The sequence below is a fragment of the Desulfohalovibrio reitneri genome (genome assembly GCF_000711295.1).
In the GTDB taxonomy this organism is placed as follows: Bacteria; Desulfobacterota; Desulfovibrionia; order Desulfovibrionales; family Desulfovibrionaceae; genus Desulfohalovibrio; species Desulfohalovibrio reitneri.
On sequence record NZ_JOMJ01000003.1, the window covers coordinates 1,764,796 to 1,782,837 of the forward strand.

The window sequence follows — 18,042 nt, forward strand, 5'->3', positions numbered from 1 at the left end:
GCGACACAGGGGGCGGGGCTTCGGCTCCGCCCCCTCTTTCAACCACTTCAACCGGCGCACCGGAGGGGTCGAGATGCAATCCGCCTTCGCAGGGGCTTTGGCCTTCTGCCTTTTTTTGGTTTTTTTGCCAGTTACCGCACCGTGCCAGAGCTTCATGGTCCGCCCCATGGAAGTGGCCTTCCAGGCCAAGCCGGGGCAGCGGGTCAATTTCGCCCTGGAGCTGAAGAACACCGGCGGGACCAACCCCGCGCCCAAGACCTTCGAGATCATGGCCTACGATTTGGCCCAGACCCCGTCCGGCGGCTGGACCGGCGTGGCTCCGAGCCTCGACGGCGGCCGCAACGCCGCTGTTTCCTGCCGGGAGTGGATAAACCTGCCCCGGGCAAGCTTCACCGTGGAGCCCATGCGGATGCGCCAGGCCCGGGTGGAGATGACTATCCCGGCCAACGCCAAGGGCAGCTATTTCGCCTCCCTCTACGTCAAGGAGCGCGCCCCGGAAGGGGTGAACATCGCCATGGCCTTCCAGGTGCCCATCATGGTGGAAATCCAGGGCAGGACCGTGCGGCAGCGGGTGGAGATCGACGACGTGGACATGCGCTTCCGCGAGGCGGAACCGCAGTCGCCCGCCACCACCCTGGTCAGGCTGGATGTGGCCAACAATGGGCGCACCTTCTCCACGGTGGAGGGCCGTATGCGATTGCGGGCCCAGGTGCAGGACAAGTGGCTCACCGTGGCCGACGTGGACTACAAGGAAAAACGCATCCTGCCCGGGGTGAAGCTCAACCTGCTCTCCGACCTGGAGCGGCGGCTGCCATCCGGCACGTACAAACTGGAGGGCACCCTGTACGTGGACGGCAGGCGCGTGAAGCCGCTGGAAAAAACCATTTCCTTTACGGGCGACCCCACGGTGGAAAAGATCGCCCTGGATTCCGCGCTCTATCTGGAGCCGCCGGAGTTGTTCGTGGAATCCACCCCCGGGGCCATGCGCACGGCCGTGCTCAGGCTGCGCAACGCCTCGCCGGACACCATCACGGTGGAAACCTACTCCACCATTCCCAAGGACCTGGCCGGAGTCTCCATGGGCGAGCTCATGGGGCACGACCTCTCCTGCGCGGACTGGATACGCATCTACCCGGAAAAGTTCCGCATCCGAGGCGGCGCCACCCAGAACGTGCGGGTGGTGACCAATCTCCCGCGCACCGGGGCGGACCACTCCACCTACTACGGCGACCTGGTTTTTGAGTCCGCCTACCCGGACGGGCAGAGCGCGGGCACCACCCGCACCCTGGTCTGCCTGGGCAACTCGGCAAAGGACGCGCAACTTGACGCGGCCATCTCCGAGACCTCCCTGGCCGCTGGCGGGGAAAGCGGCTACGTGGTCACGTCCAGGTGCGTCAACATCGGCGGCAAGCACTTCACCCCCCGCGTGCGCGCGGACCTGGTCACGGGTATCGGCGAGGTGGTTCAGTCCGTGGACATGGAAGGCGAGTCCGGCCTCATGCTGCCCCTGGCCACGCGGCGGTTTTCCGGCACGCTGGATTTCGCCGAGGTGGAAGAGGGAACATACGAGTTGCGCACCACGCTGGTGTACGGAGAGGACGAGAACACGGCCATGACCACGCCGGTGCATGTCACACGCGAGGGCGGCGCGGTCACGGTAAGCGTGCTGGAGCGGGCGGCCGCAGACGAGGGGGACGGGGACCGTGCCGGATAAGAGAATCTGGAGGGGGCTTCTGGCGGGCCTGGCCATGGCGGTTCTGCTCTGTGGCAACGCCTCGGCCCAGGGAAAAATCAGCAACGTCTTCATCGACACCGACCTGCGGCAGGCGCTGCAGGACATCGCCCTGCAGGCGGGCGCGACCATCATCGCCGGGTCGGAAGTCTCCGGACTGGTCACGGCGGAACTGCGCGAAGCCTCCCTGCGCGAGGCCCTGGACGTGGTCCTGGCCGGGACCGGGTACGAGGTGGCCAAGCGCAGCAACTACTACCTGGTCTATTCCCCGGACCCGGCCAGCCCCTCCTTCCGGGACGTCAGCCGCAGCAAGCTGGTCAGGCTGCAACACGTCCCGGCGCGGGTGGCCCTGGGCCTGCTCTCGGAGGTGGACCGGCAGTACGTGCGGGCGGACGACGCCACCAACTCCCTGATGATCACCGCGCCCTACGGCGACCTGATGCGAATCCTCGGCGTTATCAAGCAGATGGACGTGGAGGGCATGGAGCTGCCGCCCGACGAGAACGGCCTGGCCAGCAAGCTGGAATTTGAAAAGCGGCTCTGCCGCCTCAGCCACCTGAAGACGGACAGCGCCATGGCCGTGCTGCCCAAGCACCTCAAGGAGTACGTCACCGCGGACGAGAAGAACCACCTGCTCATGGTCCACGCGCCCAGCCGGGTGGCGGAAGAGATCACGCGCACCATCCAGGAGATCGACGTGCCGCGCAGGCAGGTGCTGCTGGACGCCCGGGTGGTGGTCCTGGAGCACACCGACCTCCTCGACCTGGGGCTGGAGTGGGACTTCCCCTCGGCCCAGTTCGGCTCCTTCACGGACAGCGACGCCTATCCCAGGTGGCCGTGGGGTTTCCAGGTGGGCTACACCCCGGACAAGTCCTTCACCAACTCGCTGATGCTCTCCCTGAACTTGCTGCAGCAGAACGAGGAGGCCACCATCGTGGCCACGCCGCAGGTCATGGCCCAGAACGGCAGCCCTGCCGAATTGAAGGTGGCCACCGAGGAATACTTCCAGATCACCACCGGCGGAGTGTACGAGCGGGTTGAGCTGGAAAAGATCGAGACCGGCACGCTGCTGACCATCCTGCCCCGCATCGGCGAGAACGGGGAGATAACCCTGGACGTCTCGGCCGAGGTGAGCAACGTGGTGGCCCGCTTCGCGGACAACCTGCCCGTGGTCACGCGCCGCCAGGCCAAAAGCACCGTGCGCATCCAGGACGGCGGCACCACTGCCATCGCCGGATTGATGGACACCCGCACCCGCAAACAGGACGAAGGGGTTCCCGGCCTGGCGGACATCGACCTCTTCGGAGAACTGTTCAAAAACCGCTCCGGCACCACCGAGACCAAGCAGATCGCCGTCTTTGTCACAGCGCGCATCGTGCCCGACGACCGCAACGGCATGCGCCGCTCCCCGCGCGACGACGAGGTCATCCCCACCATCGGCGAGGAGTTGTTCATTCCGCAACTCAAGGAGGCCCTGCTCACATGCCCCCTGTGAGAACCATCGCCCTTCCCCCGGCGGACACCCCCGCCGCGCGGCTCACCGTCCTGGCGCTTCTGGCCTGCTGCCTGCTGCTGGCGGGCTGCGGCAAGAGCTACGCCCCGGACTCGGACGACATCCTGGTGCAATCCGTTCCCAACCGGGAGGTCATCGCCCTGGAAGCGGACGACGTGGTCATGATCATGCGGCGGGCTGGCTTCGGCGACGCGGATATCCTGGAGCACGGCACCCGCCTGCGCAACGCCCTGGCGCGGACAGGAGCGGCCCGCATCTCGTACGGCCGCATGACCGAGGCCCTCTTCATGGTGGTGGAGGAGTACGTGCATGTCAGCAGCCGCCGCAAGGGCAGCTTCATCTACAGCACTGAAGAGAAGATGTGCATTTGAGCGGACCGGATGAAGGAGGGGCCAAGCCTCGGACAGAACTATTTCTCTACCCTGACGGCCTGATTGGTTTGCAAAAACAAACCCGTCAATACGTTCGTTCCGACATGCATCTTACCTTGCTGTCTCGCAGCGAACAAAATCATACTAATAACCGCAGCGGACTATTGAAACCCGAATCACGCCGGTATATCACTTGACGGCGAAGACAAAAGGCTTTGAATCCCCGGCAGCACACGATTTCGGGAGGAGGAGGGCGGAAATGCCGGACACGTCGAACAAACAAGGCAACTGGCGCGTCATCAACGACGCGCTATCCGTGAAATCCCGCATCAAGCACACGCGTTTCCCCAGGTTTACCGCCAAGATATCCCTGCCCGGCGAACCCGGCTACGCGTACCGCGACGCCTTCATCCTCAAGGATGGAACGTTTCTGCACAGCTTCGAGTTCATCGACGAGAAGCCGCCCGACCATGACCTGCGCTGCCTGCTGGAGGACGCGGCAGAGGTCGTCTGCCTGCTGCGCAACGCCTCGAACAACTAGCGCCCCCCATCCAGCCGGACGGGGCACTGTCTGTACCCCCGGGTCCATCAAAAACCGCCCGCCCACCCCTCCGCCTCGAAACACAGGGGCGGCCGATGGCCGCCCTCGCGTGAACCGATTTTCGGAAACGAAGAGTCCGCCCGCATCGTTCTCCCGCCTTCGCCCGCGAGGAGCAGGCCCGGGCTGTCCGGCATCACGCGAGAGGACTCGGGACCTGGCGAATCGACCGTGCCCTGGAGGAGGTTTCCTTGAGAATGGTCGCCGACCCGGCCAAGCCTTCCCAGCGGACGAGCACTCCCAAAATGTCCGTGGAAAGGAAATCGGCCCGCGATCCCTCCAGATGCCGGCAGCACGCTCAAGAGCGCCAGCGGACAAACACGCTTTCCCATACTGCATCCTTCCTTTATAGAAGCTGTTGCGGGATGCTGGCTTTTGGCACAAATCATGCCTTACGGTTCGATGCGTGCATATACGCCGACCCTGCTCATGCGTTGGCGCATACCTGCGAGAACAGTGTGCAAGGCCCTCTGACAGAAGTGTAAAGGCATGCGACAGGTTGATAGCCAGGCAGGTATCCATACGCTGCACGAAGTCGTGTCCTCGGAAAAAACCCGGGACACCCCTCGGCGGCCCCCGCAATCCCCGGAGAGACAGTGATCCCCCGTATCCTCCCCTTCGCCCTGTTCATGGCCTTTATCGGTCTGGAAGAGCTTCTGGAGTTCCTGGCGGGAAACGGAACGCTTCCCATCGGCCCCGGACAACTCCTGTACGTCTACCCGCTGAAGGCGCTGGCGGTGGCCTGCCTGCTGTTGTATTTCTGGAAGGGGTACACCGAACTCCGCTTCGGCGACCTCCTGCGCTTCAAACACACGGCGGCCAGCCTCGCCGCTGGTGTGGCGGTGTTCCTTCTCTGGATCAACATGGACTGGGCGATTCTGGGCGAATCAGCCGGATACGACCCCACTCTGGTCGACGACGCAACCGTCCGGGGCGTGCTGACCGGGTTCAGGCTCTTCGGGGCGGTGCTCGTGGTTCCGGTGATGGAGGAACTGTTCTGGCGCTCCTTCCTGATGCGCTACGTCATTTCCGACGACTTCCAGAAAGTTGCCGTGGGAACCTTTACCTGGCCCTCCCTGCTCATTGTCGCCGCGCTGTTCGCCTCCGCCCACCACCTGCTGATCGCCGGATTCATGGCCGGCGTGGCCTACGCCCTGCTCCTGTACCTGACCAGAAGCATCGCCCAGTGCGTCCTGGCCCACGGTCTGACCAACCTCCTGCTGGGGCTGTACGTGCTTGAAACCGGTTCCTGGTCCTTCTGGTAAGCCGGGAAGAACCCGATCATCCCGCGGCGTTCAGTCCGGCTGACCGCATGACCGTGTGCAGGAGGTTGGCCTGGTGGTGCTGGCGGCCCCGCAGGATGTCCGCGCATTTCTTGCGGAACTTCGCGCTTGATTTCGGGTCGGCGCAAACTCGCTCGAAAACCGGAAGATACCGCGAGGAAATGACCCCAATCTCTTCTTCCAGGTCGCCCGCCACGTCCAGTTCAGCCAGCCCGTCGTCGTCAATGCCGCGCAGGTACTCGCCGTAGAGGCGAAGGAAGGCGGGCAGGTCCACCACGTCGTCCCCCTCCTTGACAGACTTCATGAGAATGTTCCGCAAGAGTTGCGGCGTCATCAGCTTGAAATCGATGGAGGTGTTGGCAGGGTGTGAACTCACTGGCGGTACGTTCGCGCCAGCGCCCACTTCTCCAAGAAAATGCTCCACCACATCGAGCCCCTCCCGGCGCACGGCGTCGAAGGAATGCACCGACATGCCGTCCATTCCCACCGCCTCGGCCCAGGCGTCCAGAATGCGGCTCTGGAAGAGCTGGAACCCGCCATTACGCAAAATCCGGCGGTAGTATTCCTCGAACGGAACCAGCGCCTCCCCCATCTTGACGACCTGGTTGTACCAGGACAGCAGGTAGTGGTCCGGGCGGCGCAGGTAGCACAACACGGTGACGTCGAAATCCGCCAGGTACTCCCTGGCCAGAGGAGCGAGGGAAGCCGCGCAATCGTCCTGCCCGAAATTGGAGAAATGCTCGGTGCTGAGCACCGCGGTATGGCAGTCCGAAGCCGCGATCTCCCCGGCCACGCGCTCCCAGTAGTAGTCGGCCTCGCGGTCCACATCCAGCCAGAACGGCACCCGGCGGCCGCACTTCCGCAAGAGGCTGGCCGGCAGCACAACGTGCCCCGTGTCCCGAAAGCTGCATACCCTCGGGTACATGACGCCCCGCTCCAGCAACGCCTCCCGGTTGTCGTACATGTAGTGCTGCATGGCCGTGGTGGCCGTCTTGAACGTGCCGATGTGCAGAACAACCCGCTTGCGCATACGTCCTCCCGGCCCGCAACGTACACTCGGGCCACCTATCGGCTACCAGGACTGCATGAAGGCTTCAAGTCGAGGAAAGAAGGGAGAGCGGGTGTGAAGGGAATGAGGGGTGGCTCTCGCTCCGCTCGGGGCGAGGTGCGAGCAAATGGTGGCCGGGGCATCTCAGCTCGACTTCGCGTTCAACGCATCGGAAGTCAGACGACCTGGGCAGGATCTCACCGGCTAAATAAGCCCCGCAATCGCCGCTTCGCCGGAGCGCTCCCGGACATCTCCCTCACGCGCGCCATCCCGCGAAGACACATGCACAGTTACTTTGCCGCAGGGCCCAGGGGGCGCGAAGCCCCCGGTCGCCCGCCAGGGCGAAATCTTCCCCCCCTTCTCCCAAAAAAAAGCCGGGGAGAGGGCAAGCCCTCTCCCCGGCTGGCGGACGTATGGCTACTCGACCTCGAAGAACATTTTCTTCTTGGCCGAGCAGACGGGGCAGGTGTCGGGGGCTTCGCCTTCCACGGTGTAGCCGCAGACGCCGCAGACGTGGAAGGTGACGTCGGCGTTTTCATCCTGGCCGAGCTTGTCCAGGGCGTCCTGGTAGAGCTTGGCGTGGATTTTCTCCACTTCGTTGGCGAAGTTGAAGGTGCGCTCGGCTTGCTTGTTGCCCTCTTCCTGGGCTTGTTCGATCATCTCCGGGTACATTTCCTTGAACTCGAACTCCTCGCCGCCCAGGGCTTCCCTGAGATTCTCGGCGGTGTCCTTGATCTCGCCCAGGATGCGAAGATGGTTGTGGGCGTGGATGGTTTCGGCCTCGGCAACGGCCCGGAAGAGCTTGGCCACCTTGGGGTGCCCTTCCTTGGCCGCTTGGGAGGCGTAGGCCAGGTAACGGCGGTTGGCCATGGATTCGCCCGCGAACGCCTGCTGCAGATTGTCTTCTGTCTTGCTCATGAAGATCTCCTTGTGATCGATTATTCCAGTCCACAACTATGGACCAAACACGTTTCCATGGCAACGTGACGCGGGAAAGCGGGGGGAAGATGGGCTGTTTTCCGACGAAGTACGTTTTCCTTGCCCCCGCTTCTACCGCTGCCTTGCGAATACCCGGTGCAGGGAAGCGAGGATGGACTCGGGCGGGGCTGGTTTTTCCAGGAAATCGGCTGGGTTTGTCTCGCGGGCGCGGGTGATGGTTTCGTCGTCGGCGTAGGCGGAGTGGTAGATGACCGGGATGCCCCGGTTAATGACGCGGGCGGCTTCGATGCCGTCGACGTCGTCCTTGAGGCGGATGTCCATGATGATGGCGTCCAGCGGGTTCCCTTCGGCGTAGGTGATGGCGCCGCGCCCGGTGTCGGCCACGTGGGGGACCTCGAATCCCCCCTGGGTGAGCTCGTGCTCCAGGAACATGGCCGTGACCGCTTCGTCCTCCACTATCATCACCCGCTTGGACATGTTTCCCCTCCTGATAGAGTGAGCGTGGCCCGTGTTCCCTGATCGGCTGTTACCGCGAATTCGGCCTCGATCTGCTTGGCCAGTCCCCGCGCCAGCCGCAATCCGGTTCCCGTGGGGGCGTTGTCGTTCCTGTATACGGTTGAACCGATTCCATTATCTTCAACATGCAGGCGGAACCCGCCGTCGTCAAGCGCTTCCAGACGCACGGAGATGACTCCCTCCGCTTCGGATTCCGGGAAGGCGTGTTCCAGCGCGTTGCCGACCAGTTCCGTAAGGATGAGGCCCACGGGCACGGCCGCGTCCAGGGAGCAGCGGACGTCGTCCCCTTCGAAGCTGGATTCCACGGGGGCGCGGCCATTGGCCCGGACCACGCGGTCCAGGAGGTCGCGCAGGTAGTCGGAGAGGTTCAGGTGGCGCAGGGCGTCGTCGCGGTAGAAGTGCTTGTGCGCCTGGGCGATGGAGTCCAGCTTCATGCCCACGTGGCGCAGGGCGCGGGAGGCCGCTTCCTGTTGATTGGATGCCGCCTGCAGGCCAACCAGGCCGCTGACCACCTGCAGGTTGTTTTTCACCCGGTGGTTCATCTCCCGCAGCAGATCCTCCTTTTCGCGGTGCCGCTCGTTCAGCTCTTGCCGCAATCTCCGTTCGCTGTTCACCCGCCACTGGGCGAACGCTCCGAAACCGATGAAGAAAAGGAGGAAGAGGCCGCGCACCCAGATTTCGTGCGCGGGAACGTTGGTCAGGAAGATGCCGCGCAGCGGGTCGTCCGGGTAGAAGAAGAAATAATCCGCCAGGGCGTCGATGAATCCGAAGAGCAGGCCGAACCCCAGGGAGATGAGGAATACGCGGACGCTCCGCAATCGATAGAGAAAATCCGGGGCTTCAGGGGAAGAGTTTCCCATGAGAAATTTGTACGTCAATTTTCGTCCGAATGCCAGAAAACAAGGCCGGAGCGGTGGGAAAAAACCGCTCCGGCCGACCGTTTCTTTCAGCTACTTGCCCAGGGCGGTTGCGATGGCGTCGGCCGCCTTCTCACCGGAAAGCAGCATGCCGCCGAAGACCGGCCCCATGCGGTAGGCCCCGTGGGAGGCGTTGGCGGCCATGCCGCAGACCCACACGCCGGGGAATATCTCGCGCGTGTTCTCCGGCGTGGTGGCCTCGGCCCGCTCCGCCCACATGGACTTCTCGCCCTCGATGCCGCCGGACGGCGTGTCCAGCCGCACCCCGTTCTTGCGCACCAGGGTGTGCAGCACCTCCAGGGCGTGCCCGGTGGCTTCCATCACGTAGCGGCAGCCGATGACCAGCGGGTCCACGTGCAATCCGGCCATCTCCACCGGGGAGGAGTTAATGACCAGCCCGTCCACCCGGGTCTCGCCCTCAACGTCACGCACGCGCACGTCCTCCACGCTCAGGCAGTTGAAGATGCGCGTCCCGGCCTGGCAGGCCTTGGCCGCCAGGGAGGTGGTGGCCTCCACCGCGTCCGCGGTGAAGTAGCCCTCGCCCTCGTCCGTGAGGGAGACCCCGGCCTCGGCCAGCACGTGGCGGCTGTCCTCCTGGACCACCAGCACGTTCCAGCACATGCCGCCGCCCCACATGCCGCCGCCGATGGACAGCTTGCGCTCCAGCAGGGCCACCTTCACCCCGCGTTCGGCCAGTTTCCAGGCAGCGGTCAGGCCGGACGGGCCGCCGCCCACGATGGCCACGTCCAGTTCCAGGCAGTCGTCGAACTTCTCGAAGTAGCGCCGGGTGATGAGCCGGCTTACGTGTGTTTCCTCGATACGCATGGTCGCCTCCGTGTTGTTGCGGAAGCGGCGCGGAATACGGTGGAATGCGAATGGGTTGGACGCGGCGGACGGTTGTCTCCGCGTTCCCGATTCCCTCCGGCGGTCCGAACCGCTTCAGGTTCCATGGGTGTAATCTCAGCCCCGGCGCGAACCGGGGCACCCCAATCGGGTTGCAGGCGTCTTTCTAGACCGTGTCGATGGGAGTTGGCAAGGGCTTTCGCCGCTCAGCCAATGGCGAGCTCCCGGGCGCGCTCAATATCCTCGGCCAGCCCGGCGCGCGGCTTGGGAAAACGCATGGCGGCTGTGGGGTGGTACGTCGCCAGGGCGGGCACGCCGCCAACAGTGAAGGCCATTTCACGGGCTTTGCCCAAGGCCCCGGTCCAGCCCGCCAGGGAGCGCACCGCCGCCTTGCCCGCCAGCAGGATGACGCGCGGCCGGATGGCCTCGATCTGCGGCAGCAGCCACTTTTCGCGGCAGGTTTCGATCTCGTCCGGCTTGGGGTCGCGGTTGCTGGGCGGGCGGCACTTCACCGAGGATGTGATGAAGAGTTCACTCCGCTCGATGCCCCGTTCGGCCAGGAAGCGGTTCAGGAACTCCCCGGTACGGCCAACGAACGGGCGGCCGGACAGGTCCTCGGCCTCGCCCGGCCCTTCGCCCACCAGCATGATGTCCGCCTCGGCCGGGCCTTCGCCCGGCACGGCGTGGGTGCGCGTCTCCCACAGCCGGCAGGCCCGGCAACGGGCGATGCCCCGCGCCAGCGACTCCAGCTCCCGGCTCATTGCCGGGGCAGCCTAGCCAAGTAGAACACGTAGCCGTAGTAGGAGGAGAATCGCCGGTACTGTTCGATTTCCTCTTCCACAGCCTGGGCGGCCTCCAGGGCCTCCGGGTCCTCCTGGTGGCGGGCCTTGAAGGTCCGCAGGTTGGTCTCCAGCGGCGTGTAGTAGCCGGACCACCACGCCTCGGAGGGCAGCACGAAGTGCCCCACCGGCTCCATGCCCGCGCGGCGGATGGACTTCAGGTTGTCCGAGGCGTGGGCCATCTCCGGGTAGGCCTCTTCCCAGTAGTCGCGGATTTCCGCCGGGGGCTCCTCGGACAGCCAAGTCAGCTCGCTCAGGGCCATGTAGCCGCCGGGCTTGAGCAGCCGCTTCCACAGGTCCAGAGCCGCGCCGAAGCCCATGACGTAGGCCGCGCCCTCGCTCCAGACCAGGTCGAAGGAGCGGCGCGGCAGATCCGGCCGGGCCATGTCGCCGCAGACCACGTCGATGCGGTCGCTCAGGCCGGCACGCTCCGCCCGTTCCGCCAGTTCCTGCAAAAACGGACGATGCACGTCCACGGCCGTGACCGCGCCCTCAAGCTCCTGGGCCAGCACCAGGGTTTGCGCGCCCGGGCCGCAACCCATGTCCACCGCCCGGCACTCCCGGGGCAGCTCCTCCAGCATGGAAAGCGCCTTTCGGGTGCTGGCGTCGTCACCCGGCCCCTGGCGGGGCAACCCAGTATGCAGCTCGCGAAAGAACTCCGACACCCTGCCGGACATGGTTTCCTCCCTTCGTGTCTGGCGGCAACCTAGCCCGAGCCGGGCCACGGGGCAAGACGCAACCCACCCTTTGGCCAAACTCCCACGGCCCTTTACATTTCGCCCGGCCTGCCTTACCTGCGCGGGTTCACCCTCCGGGCGGTTTGCCGGATCGCCGCGCGGGTGTATCATCGGGGTCCTTCCGGGCCCGCCCCGGTCTCCGGGGACAAGGAGGTGGAACCATGCACTTGCCCAAGCCGGACGCCCTGGAACGCTGGAACGCTGAACAGTCCGCCGAACTCTACAACGTGCTCAACTGGGGCGCGGGCTACTTCGGTGTGGCCCCGGACGGCAGCGCCGTGGTCACTCCGTTCGCGGACAAGTCCGTGCGCGTGGCCCTCACCGACATCATCGAGGGCCTCAAGGAGCGCGGCCTGGAACTCCCCGTGCTCCTGCGCGTGGAGGACATCCTCCACTCCCAGATAACCCTCCTGCACGAGTCCTTCCGCACGGCCATGGACCTCCTCGGCTACCGGGGCGCCTACCGCGGGGTCTACCCCATCAAGGTCAACCAGCAGGAAGGCGTGCTGGAGGAGATCACCCGTTTCGGCGCGCGCTACCACCACGGCCTGGAGGCCGGCAGCAAGGCCGAGCTCCTGGCCGCCCTGGCCATGCTCCAGGATCCGGACGCCCCCCTCATCTGCAACGGCTACAAGGACCAGGAGTTCATCGACCTGGGCCTGTACGCCCGCAAGATGGGCTTCCGCATCTTCTTCGTCCTGGAGATGGAGAGCGAGCTGGACCTCATCCTGGAGCGCTCCCGCGCCATGGGCGTGGAGCCCCTGCTTGGAGCGCGCATGAAGCTCACCGCCAAGGCGGGCGGCCACTGGACCGAGTCCGGCGGCGACCTCTCCATCTTCGGCCTCAACGCCCAGCAGATCGTGGGCGTGGTGGACCGCTTGCGCGACGAGGACATGCTCCACTGCCTGACCCTGCTACACTACCACCTGGGCTCGCAGATCCCCAACATCCGCGACATCCGCACCGCCGTGCTGGAGGCCTGCCGCGTCTACAAGGGCCTCATCGAGGAGGGCGCACCCATGGGCTGGCTGGACCTGGGCGGCGGCCTGGCCGTGGACTACGACGGCTCCCACACCAATTACGACGGCTCCCGCAACTACACCCTGGACGAGTACTGCGCCGACGTGGTGGAGGCCGTCATGGAGGGCCTGGCCGAAGCCGACGGCTCCGAGGGCGTGGAGCACCCCACCATCATCACCGAGTCCGGCCGCGCCCTGGTGGCCTACTACTCCGTGCTCCTCTTCGAGGTCCTGGACGTCTCCTCCATCAAGCCCATGCCCACCCCGGAGGAGCTGCCCGAGGACACCCCGCCCCTGGTGGAGAACCTTCTGGAGACCGCCGAGTCGGTCAATCCGCGCACCATCCAGGAGTGCTTCAACGACGCCATCTACTACCGCGACGAGGTGCGCACCCTCTTCCGCCACGGCCATATCACCCTGCGCCAGCGCGCCCTGGCCGAGACCATCTTCTGGAACACCATCCAGTCCATCGCCTCCCTCATGAACACCATGAGCCGACCGCCCGTGGCCCTGGAGAGCCTGGAGGCCGCCCTGGCCGACACCTACTACTGCAACTTCTCCGTTTTCCAGTCCCTGCCCGACGCCTGGGCCATCGATCAGGTATTCCCCATCATGCCCCTGCAACGGCTGGACGAACGCCCGGACAGGCGTGGGGTCATCGCCGACATCACCTGCGACTGCGACGGCCGCATCGACCAGTTCATCGACCCGCGCGGCCCCCGCAAGACTCTGGCCCTGCACGAGGTGCGCCCCGGCGAAAACTACTACCTCGGCGCCTTTCTGGTTGGCGCCTACCAGGAGACCCTGGGCGACCTGCACAACCTCCTGGGCGACACCAACGTCGTCACCGTGCGCATCCGCCCGGACGGAGGCTTCGAGTTCGTGCGCGAGGTGGAGGGCGACACCGTGGCAGAGGTGCTGGAGTACGTGGAATACGACGCCAAGCGCCTCTCCGAGTCCTTCCGCCGCCGCGCCGAGCGCGCCGTGCGCGAAGGCCGCATCGCTCCGGCCGAGCGGCGGGAGATTCTCACCGCTTTTGAAGATGGCTTGAGAGGCTACACGTACTTCGAGCGGTGAGAATCTCCCGCTGGTGTGGGCCGCCGAGGTTGCCCCCTGGCGTCGTTGCTTCGAGGGGCGCTGGCACCGGCCGTACAGGGGTACTGTCCGGTCCCAGCGCCCCTCTCGCGCCTAGCCAGGGAACAACCTCGACGGCCTGTTGAGCGCGTCGGTGCGCCGGGCTCGTCCGCGCCGGGGGCACGGACATCGCGGGGAGGGGCGCTTGCGCGCGCCCGGGGGAGCTTTCGCGCTCTGGAGGAGGGGCGGGCAAGGTCGGGGTTCACTTCTCGCTTACGCGTTTGGGGAGTACTTTCTTTACAGAGGTCATCTGCCTGCCGTTCCAGGGGGAATTTCTCGCTTGCGCGCGCGTCTGGAAGAATTCTCCGCCGCCGTTCGCGTCATGTGGCTTGTACGGGTCCGGGGAGCGGGTAGTGCGCCTCCTTCAGGTGACCGCACCCGGTCGCTTGCCTCTTTTCCTCGTCGCTTGATCCGTTTCCTTCCTGTTGTATTTTCTCGGAATCGCCGCTTTGGTCTGTATTCGGACTGATGCGATGGGGTTTTGCTTCCTTTGATTCGTCCATTCTGACGGGTGGTTGCGTTTCCACACGGCGTATCAGTATTTCTTCTCCATTCCGCTTGATTTCCTCCGCCCTGATGCTACCTTGATTATGCGGAGGTTTCCATGTCCAGCGAGGTCTCCGAACTTATCCGGGCGTATTGCCCCTCCTTTTCCGCCAAACATGCGGGGCGGATTGTGGAGGACACGTCCGAATTCATGTCCGTGGACCACGGGGACGTCATCCGCTTGGGCGGACGGCATTACCTGGTCCTTCGGGACGAATGCGAACAGCGGTTCGGCATCGACGACCCCAAGTACTGGGTCAAGCGCTGCCGGGAGATGGAGAGCGGAGAACGCCGCATCCTCAAGCTCGTCTTTCACGAGACCTTCCCCATCAAACTCGGCGACTTCGAAATCCGCTGCTACCGCAGCCCGGAAAAGGAGGCCCGCATCCTGAACCTGGTGCGGGGCGACCTGCGCTTCATGCAGGGCGAGACAATCCCCGACGCCAAGGGCAACCCCGTGCGCGTGCTGGACATCGTGCGGGGCAGGAGGCTGGACCTGCGGGTGGAGGACATCGACGCCGACCACGAGACCTACTTTCATGAGCACTTCCCCGGCATCCTGAACAAGTTCATGGGAGCTTGCGAGGCCATCTCCTTCCTCCACTCCCGCTGGGAGAAACACGGCGACATCCGCCGCGACCACCTGCTTGTGGAGTACGAAACCGGAGCCTACCGCTGGATCGACTTCGACTACGCCTTTGACTTCCACGAAAATCCGTGGGGGCTGGACATCTTCGGTTTGGGCAACATCCTGCTCTTTCTCGCGGGCAAGGGGGAACACACCACCCAGAACCTCGCGGAAAAGGGCTTCTCCGATGAGGTTCTCTCCTCCCTGGAGCCTGACGACTTCACCCTCATGTTCGCCAACCGCCTGGCCAACCTCGGCAAGCTCTATCCCTACATTCCCAGGGAGTTGAACAACGTTCTCCTGCACTTCTCCATTGGAACGTATGTTTTCTACGACCACGTGGAGGAGATGCTGGATGAATTGCGCCCCTGCCTGCGCCTTTTGGGAGGCGCTGGCTGAAACCCGGGGCCGGGAGGCAGGTCATGGATTGCAAGAAGATACTCGTGGCCGTGGACGGCTCGGAAAACGCCACCCGCGCGGTGGAATACACCGGCGAGATGATGCATGACAGCGCGGAGGCGCGCATTCTGCTGCTCTGCATAGAGCGTTTTCCGGATCGGGACCTCTTTCCCGACGAGGACAGCTGGAAGAAGAACTGCGAGGAGCATCGCCGCAAGATGCAGGCCTTCCTCCAGGAGGCTCGGTTCATTCTGGAGGGAAAGGGCATTCCCTCCGAGCACATTGATGTGCGGTACGTGGTCAGTTGCAAGTCCCCCTTCGCCGACCGCGCCGTGGCCCGCTGCAGCCACGGCACCTCCATCGCCCAGGAGATCCTGGCCGTGCTCAAAGAGGAGGGGTGCGGCACCGTGGTGGTGGGCCGCCGGGGGGTCTCCAAGGCCGAGGAGTTCCTCTTCGGTTCCGTCTCATCCAAGATCATGCACCACGCCAGGGCGTGCACGGTCTGGGTGGTGGAATGACGGAGGAATTACCTGCTCCGTGGCCTACGGGGCAGAAGATGAAAAGAAAACTGCTGGTCACGGTGGGCAGGGAGAAGGGCGCGCCCCACGGCGCGCGCTTCATCTGCGACTTCTTCTCGGACAAGGAAGGCCTGGAGCTGACGCTCTACTACACCGCGCCCAGGCCCGCATCCTCAACCAGCTTGCCGGACTACGAGGAACGAGCGGAGCTGGACCGCATCGCCGGGCTGAACGCGCGGCACGGCCGGGCCGCTCTGGCCAGGGCCAGGAGCTACCTAACCTCGCACGGCTTTCCCGGCGACGCCCTGACCGACAAGCTGCACTTCCGCGGGGAATCCACGGCCATGGACATTGTGCGCGAGGGCGAACGCGGACTGTACGACGCCGTGGTGCTGGGCAGCCGGGGGGTGGGCTGGCTGGAAAGCCTGGTGGAGAGCAGCGTCAGCCGCGACATCCTGGACAAACGGCTGACCATCCCCCTGTGGCTGTGCCGTAGGCCCGAGGCGGGGCGCCGCAACGTCCTGGCCTGCGTGGACGACTCGGAGCAGTCCTTCCGCATGATCGACCACGTCGGTTTCATGCTGTCCCAAGAGCCGGGGCAGAACGTGACCCTGCTCAACGTATTCGACCCCGGCTCGGGCGACCGTATCATTGCCGAGGAACTGTTTGCCCGCTGCGGGGAGATCCTGCACTCCCACGGGCTGGCTCCGGAGCGCATCGGCCGGCGCGTGATCGAGAGCCGCGACCCGGCCAAGTCCATCCTGCGCGAGGCGGATCGGCAGCGCCACTCCGTTGTGGCCGCTGGCCGCACCGGCGCGGACCGGGGCCTGGTGAAGCGCCTCTTCATGGGCTCGGTGTCCTCGACGCTCTACAGCAACCTCACCGGAGCCGTTCTCTGGCTCGTCCAATAGGTTGATTGGGTGCGGGCCGCCGAGGGTCGCCCCCTGGCTTCGTTGCTTCGGGCTCGGTTCGCGCTTGCGCACGCCCGGGGGAAGCTCGGCTATCATTTTGTGAACACCATCTCCATGCGGTGCTTGCGTGCACCCGGAAAATACCTGCTCGGACGACGTCGGGGACATCCTGGGGGACTTGGATTCAGGAGCCGGATTGGTTTCCGCTGTATTCCCGCACACCTCTCGGCAGTGCCAAAGCGGTAAGAAGGGAAAGTCCGCCGCACGCCAGAAACATCATCCCCATGCCGATACGGGTGGCGGCGAGGCTGGCCAGGGCCGGGCCCGCGGCGTTTCCGGCGGCTACCAGGAGCAGCACCGCTGTAAAGCTGACCGCCGGAATGAACGGGAACACCCGCAGGCTCCAGAAGGCGAGGACGGCGCTGACGGTCATGACGAAGCCGCCTTGCAGCGCGGCGGAGACAAGTACAGTCGCCCATGATCCAGGCGCCACACCAAGAAGCGCCAGCGAGGCGAAGGAACAGATGAAAATGATGCGCAGCAGCCTGCGCAAGCCAATCCGGCTTTCGAACTCGCCCGTGAACATCCCGGGCACGCCGACCGCGCCGAAAGCGAGAAACAGGATCGGCCCAATTTCACCATTCCCCCCGCCCAGGCCGCCAGCATCTGTCACGTGTTCCACGGCGAACGAGAGGAAGATGGAGCTCGTCACGCCAAACGACAGCGCGACCCCGTAGAGCGGCACCGCCCTGGCCCGCAGGAGTTCCCGCAAACCCATATCTTCCGCGATGCCGAACGCGCCTTCATCGCGAGGTCCGCCGCCGCGCATGTCCCCCAGGGCGAAGGCATTGACCACGGCCGCCGCGAGACCGGCCACGGAGAACACGGCCCAGGTGATCCGCCAGCCGAACCCGGTGTTCAGAATAGCCAGGGCGAGGACGGCCGCCCCGGCGATGCCGAATGTCGTGCCGGTGCTGACAATGGAAAGCACGCGTCCCCAAAGATTCTCCGACACCGCCCTTCCGACCGCGTTGTTGTAAGGGACCCAGCAGAAACCGGCGCTGGAGGCCGCCAGGATCACGCCCGCGGCGAGCGAGTGCACGCTGGAGGCTCCCGCCACCAGCCCCATGCCCGAAGCGGCTGCCAGACCGCCCGCGATGACGGGCGCCCTGGGCCCCAGACGCGGGGACAGGAATCCCGTCAACAGCAAGGCGAGCAGAAAACTCCCGTACGCCGCGCTGGCGATGAACCCCGCGGTCTCTATCGAGAATCCGAACTCCTCCCGAAACCGGGGCAGAAACAGCCCATATCCCATGCGGGCGGGGCCGAAGGCCACGGCCGTGGCGAGGAAACCGGCCACGGCCACCTTGATGTTTCCGTTCATGCGTACTCCGGGATTGTCCTTTACAACACGGTACCACGCGCGGATTTCCCCGGCATCCGCCGTGGCCGCTGGCATCGCACCCCCGCCGGCATGGCGTCGGTGGTCCACAAACAGTGTATTATACACCGGGATTGGATTGAACGGAAGGGAGAAGCGGGCGGGAGCCC

Annotated in this window: 17 protein-coding genes and 1 riboswitch; of the genes, 9 read left to right on the plus strand and 8 right to left on the minus strand. The window is 65.0% G+C overall.

The window, feature by feature from the left end:
• Positions 1-154: 154 nt before the first annotated feature.
• From N911_RS0108910 to N911_RS0108930, 5 genes are all read left to right on the plus strand, one after another.
• Positions 155-1,714 carry a COG1470 family protein gene (locus tag N911_RS0108910; RefSeq protein ID WP_081859131.1) on the plus strand — a complete coding sequence of 520 codons (1,560 nt, stop codon included), beginning with the start codon at positions 155-157 and terminating at the stop codon, positions 1,712-1,714.
• On the plus strand, positions 1,704-3,227 hold the full coding sequence (locus N911_RS17535) for a type II secretion system protein GspD (RefSeq protein WP_029896340.1): 1,524 nt from the start codon (positions 1,704-1,706) through the stop codon (positions 3,225-3,227). Before N911_RS0108910 ends, N911_RS17535 begins: the two co-directional genes overlap by 11 nt.
• Positions 3,215-3,616 carry a hypothetical protein gene (locus N911_RS0108920; RefSeq protein WP_029896342.1) on the plus strand — a complete coding sequence of 134 codons (402 nt, stop codon included), beginning with the start codon at positions 3,215-3,217 and terminating at the stop codon, positions 3,614-3,616. Before N911_RS17535 ends, N911_RS0108920 begins: the two co-directional genes overlap by 13 nt.
• A gap of 259 nt (positions 3,617-3,875) precedes the next feature.
• A complete protein-coding gene (locus N911_RS0108925) occupies positions 3,876-4,157 on the plus strand; it encodes a hypothetical protein (protein ID WP_029896344.1) in 282 nt (93 codons plus the stop codon).
• Positions 4,158-4,810: 653 nt separating this feature from the next.
• Positions 4,811-5,479, plus strand: coding sequence for a CAAX prenyl protease-related protein (locus N911_RS0108930; protein WP_237559924.1), 669 nt, complete (start codon positions 4,811-4,813; stop codon positions 5,477-5,479).
• A gap of 16 nt (positions 5,480-5,495) precedes the next feature.
• Here N911_RS0108930 and N911_RS0108935 read toward each other — a convergent pair whose 3' ends face one another.
• From N911_RS0108935 to N911_RS0108965, 7 genes are all read right to left on the minus strand, one after another.
• On the minus strand, positions 5,496-6,527 hold the full coding sequence (locus tag N911_RS0108935) for a hypothetical protein (protein WP_029896349.1): 1,032 nt from the start codon (positions 6,525-6,527) through the stop codon (positions 5,496-5,498).
• 435 nt (positions 6,528-6,962) lie between these two features.
• Positions 6,963-7,463 (minus strand): rubrerythrin family protein, encoded by a 501-nt coding sequence (locus N911_RS0108940; protein WP_029896351.1) that lies wholly within the window; start codon positions 7,461-7,463, stop codon positions 6,963-6,965.
• 132 nt (positions 7,464-7,595) lie between these two features.
• Positions 7,596-7,961: a response regulator gene (locus tag N911_RS0108945; RefSeq protein WP_035104617.1), complete on the minus strand. Its 366-nt coding sequence runs from the start codon at positions 7,959-7,961 to the stop codon at positions 7,596-7,598.
• Positions 7,946-8,860: a sensor histidine kinase gene (locus N911_RS0108950; protein WP_081859132.1), complete on the minus strand. Its 915-nt coding sequence runs from the start codon at positions 8,858-8,860 to the stop codon at positions 7,946-7,948. Before N911_RS0108950 ends, N911_RS0108945 begins: the two co-directional genes overlap by 16 nt.
• A 90-nt stretch (positions 8,861-8,950) precedes the next feature.
• Positions 8,951-9,742, minus strand: coding sequence for a sulfide-dependent adenosine diphosphate thiazole synthase (locus N911_RS0108955; protein ID WP_029896356.1), 792 nt, complete (start codon positions 9,740-9,742; stop codon positions 8,951-8,953).
• A gap of 74 nt (positions 9,743-9,816) precedes the next feature.
• A riboswitch (TPP riboswitch) is annotated at positions 9,817-9,916 on the minus strand.
• A 50-nt stretch (positions 9,917-9,966) separates the two neighbouring features.
• Positions 9,967-10,521 (minus strand): uracil-DNA glycosylase, encoded by a 555-nt coding sequence (locus N911_RS0108960; RefSeq protein ID WP_035104620.1) that lies wholly within the window; start codon positions 10,519-10,521, stop codon positions 9,967-9,969.
• On the minus strand, positions 10,518-11,276 hold the full coding sequence (locus tag N911_RS0108965) for an SAM-dependent methyltransferase (protein WP_029896360.1): 759 nt from the start codon (positions 11,274-11,276) through the stop codon (positions 10,518-10,520). The genes N911_RS0108960 and N911_RS0108965 overlap by 4 nt, the downstream gene beginning before the upstream one ends.
• A gap of 227 nt (positions 11,277-11,503) precedes the next feature.
• Between N911_RS0108965 and speA the strand changes: the two genes are divergently transcribed.
• From speA to N911_RS0108985, 4 genes are all read left to right on the plus strand, one after another.
• On the plus strand, positions 11,504-13,432 hold the full coding sequence (gene speA, locus N911_RS0108970) for a biosynthetic arginine decarboxylase (RefSeq protein WP_029896362.1): 1,929 nt from the start codon (positions 11,504-11,506) through the stop codon (positions 13,430-13,432).
• Between the two features lie 661 nt (positions 13,433-14,093).
• Positions 14,094-15,062, plus strand: coding sequence for a serine/threonine protein kinase (locus N911_RS0108975; RefSeq protein ID WP_029896364.1), 969 nt, complete (start codon positions 14,094-14,096; stop codon positions 15,060-15,062).
• 23 nt (positions 15,063-15,085) lie between these two features.
• A complete protein-coding gene (locus N911_RS0108980) occupies positions 15,086-15,580 on the plus strand; it encodes a universal stress protein (RefSeq protein WP_029896367.1) in 495 nt (164 codons plus the stop codon).
• Positions 15,581-15,618: 38 nt separating this feature from the next.
• A complete protein-coding gene (locus tag N911_RS0108985; protein WP_029896369.1) occupies positions 15,619-16,491 on the plus strand; it encodes a universal stress protein in 873 nt (290 codons plus the stop codon).
• Positions 16,492-16,675: 184 nt separating this feature from the next.
• Here N911_RS0108985 and N911_RS0108990 read toward each other — a convergent pair whose 3' ends face one another.
• Positions 16,676-17,875, minus strand: coding sequence for an MFS transporter (locus tag N911_RS0108990; protein ID WP_051694120.1), 1,200 nt, complete (start codon positions 17,873-17,875; stop codon positions 16,676-16,678).
• Positions 17,876-18,042 lie beyond the last annotated feature (167 nt).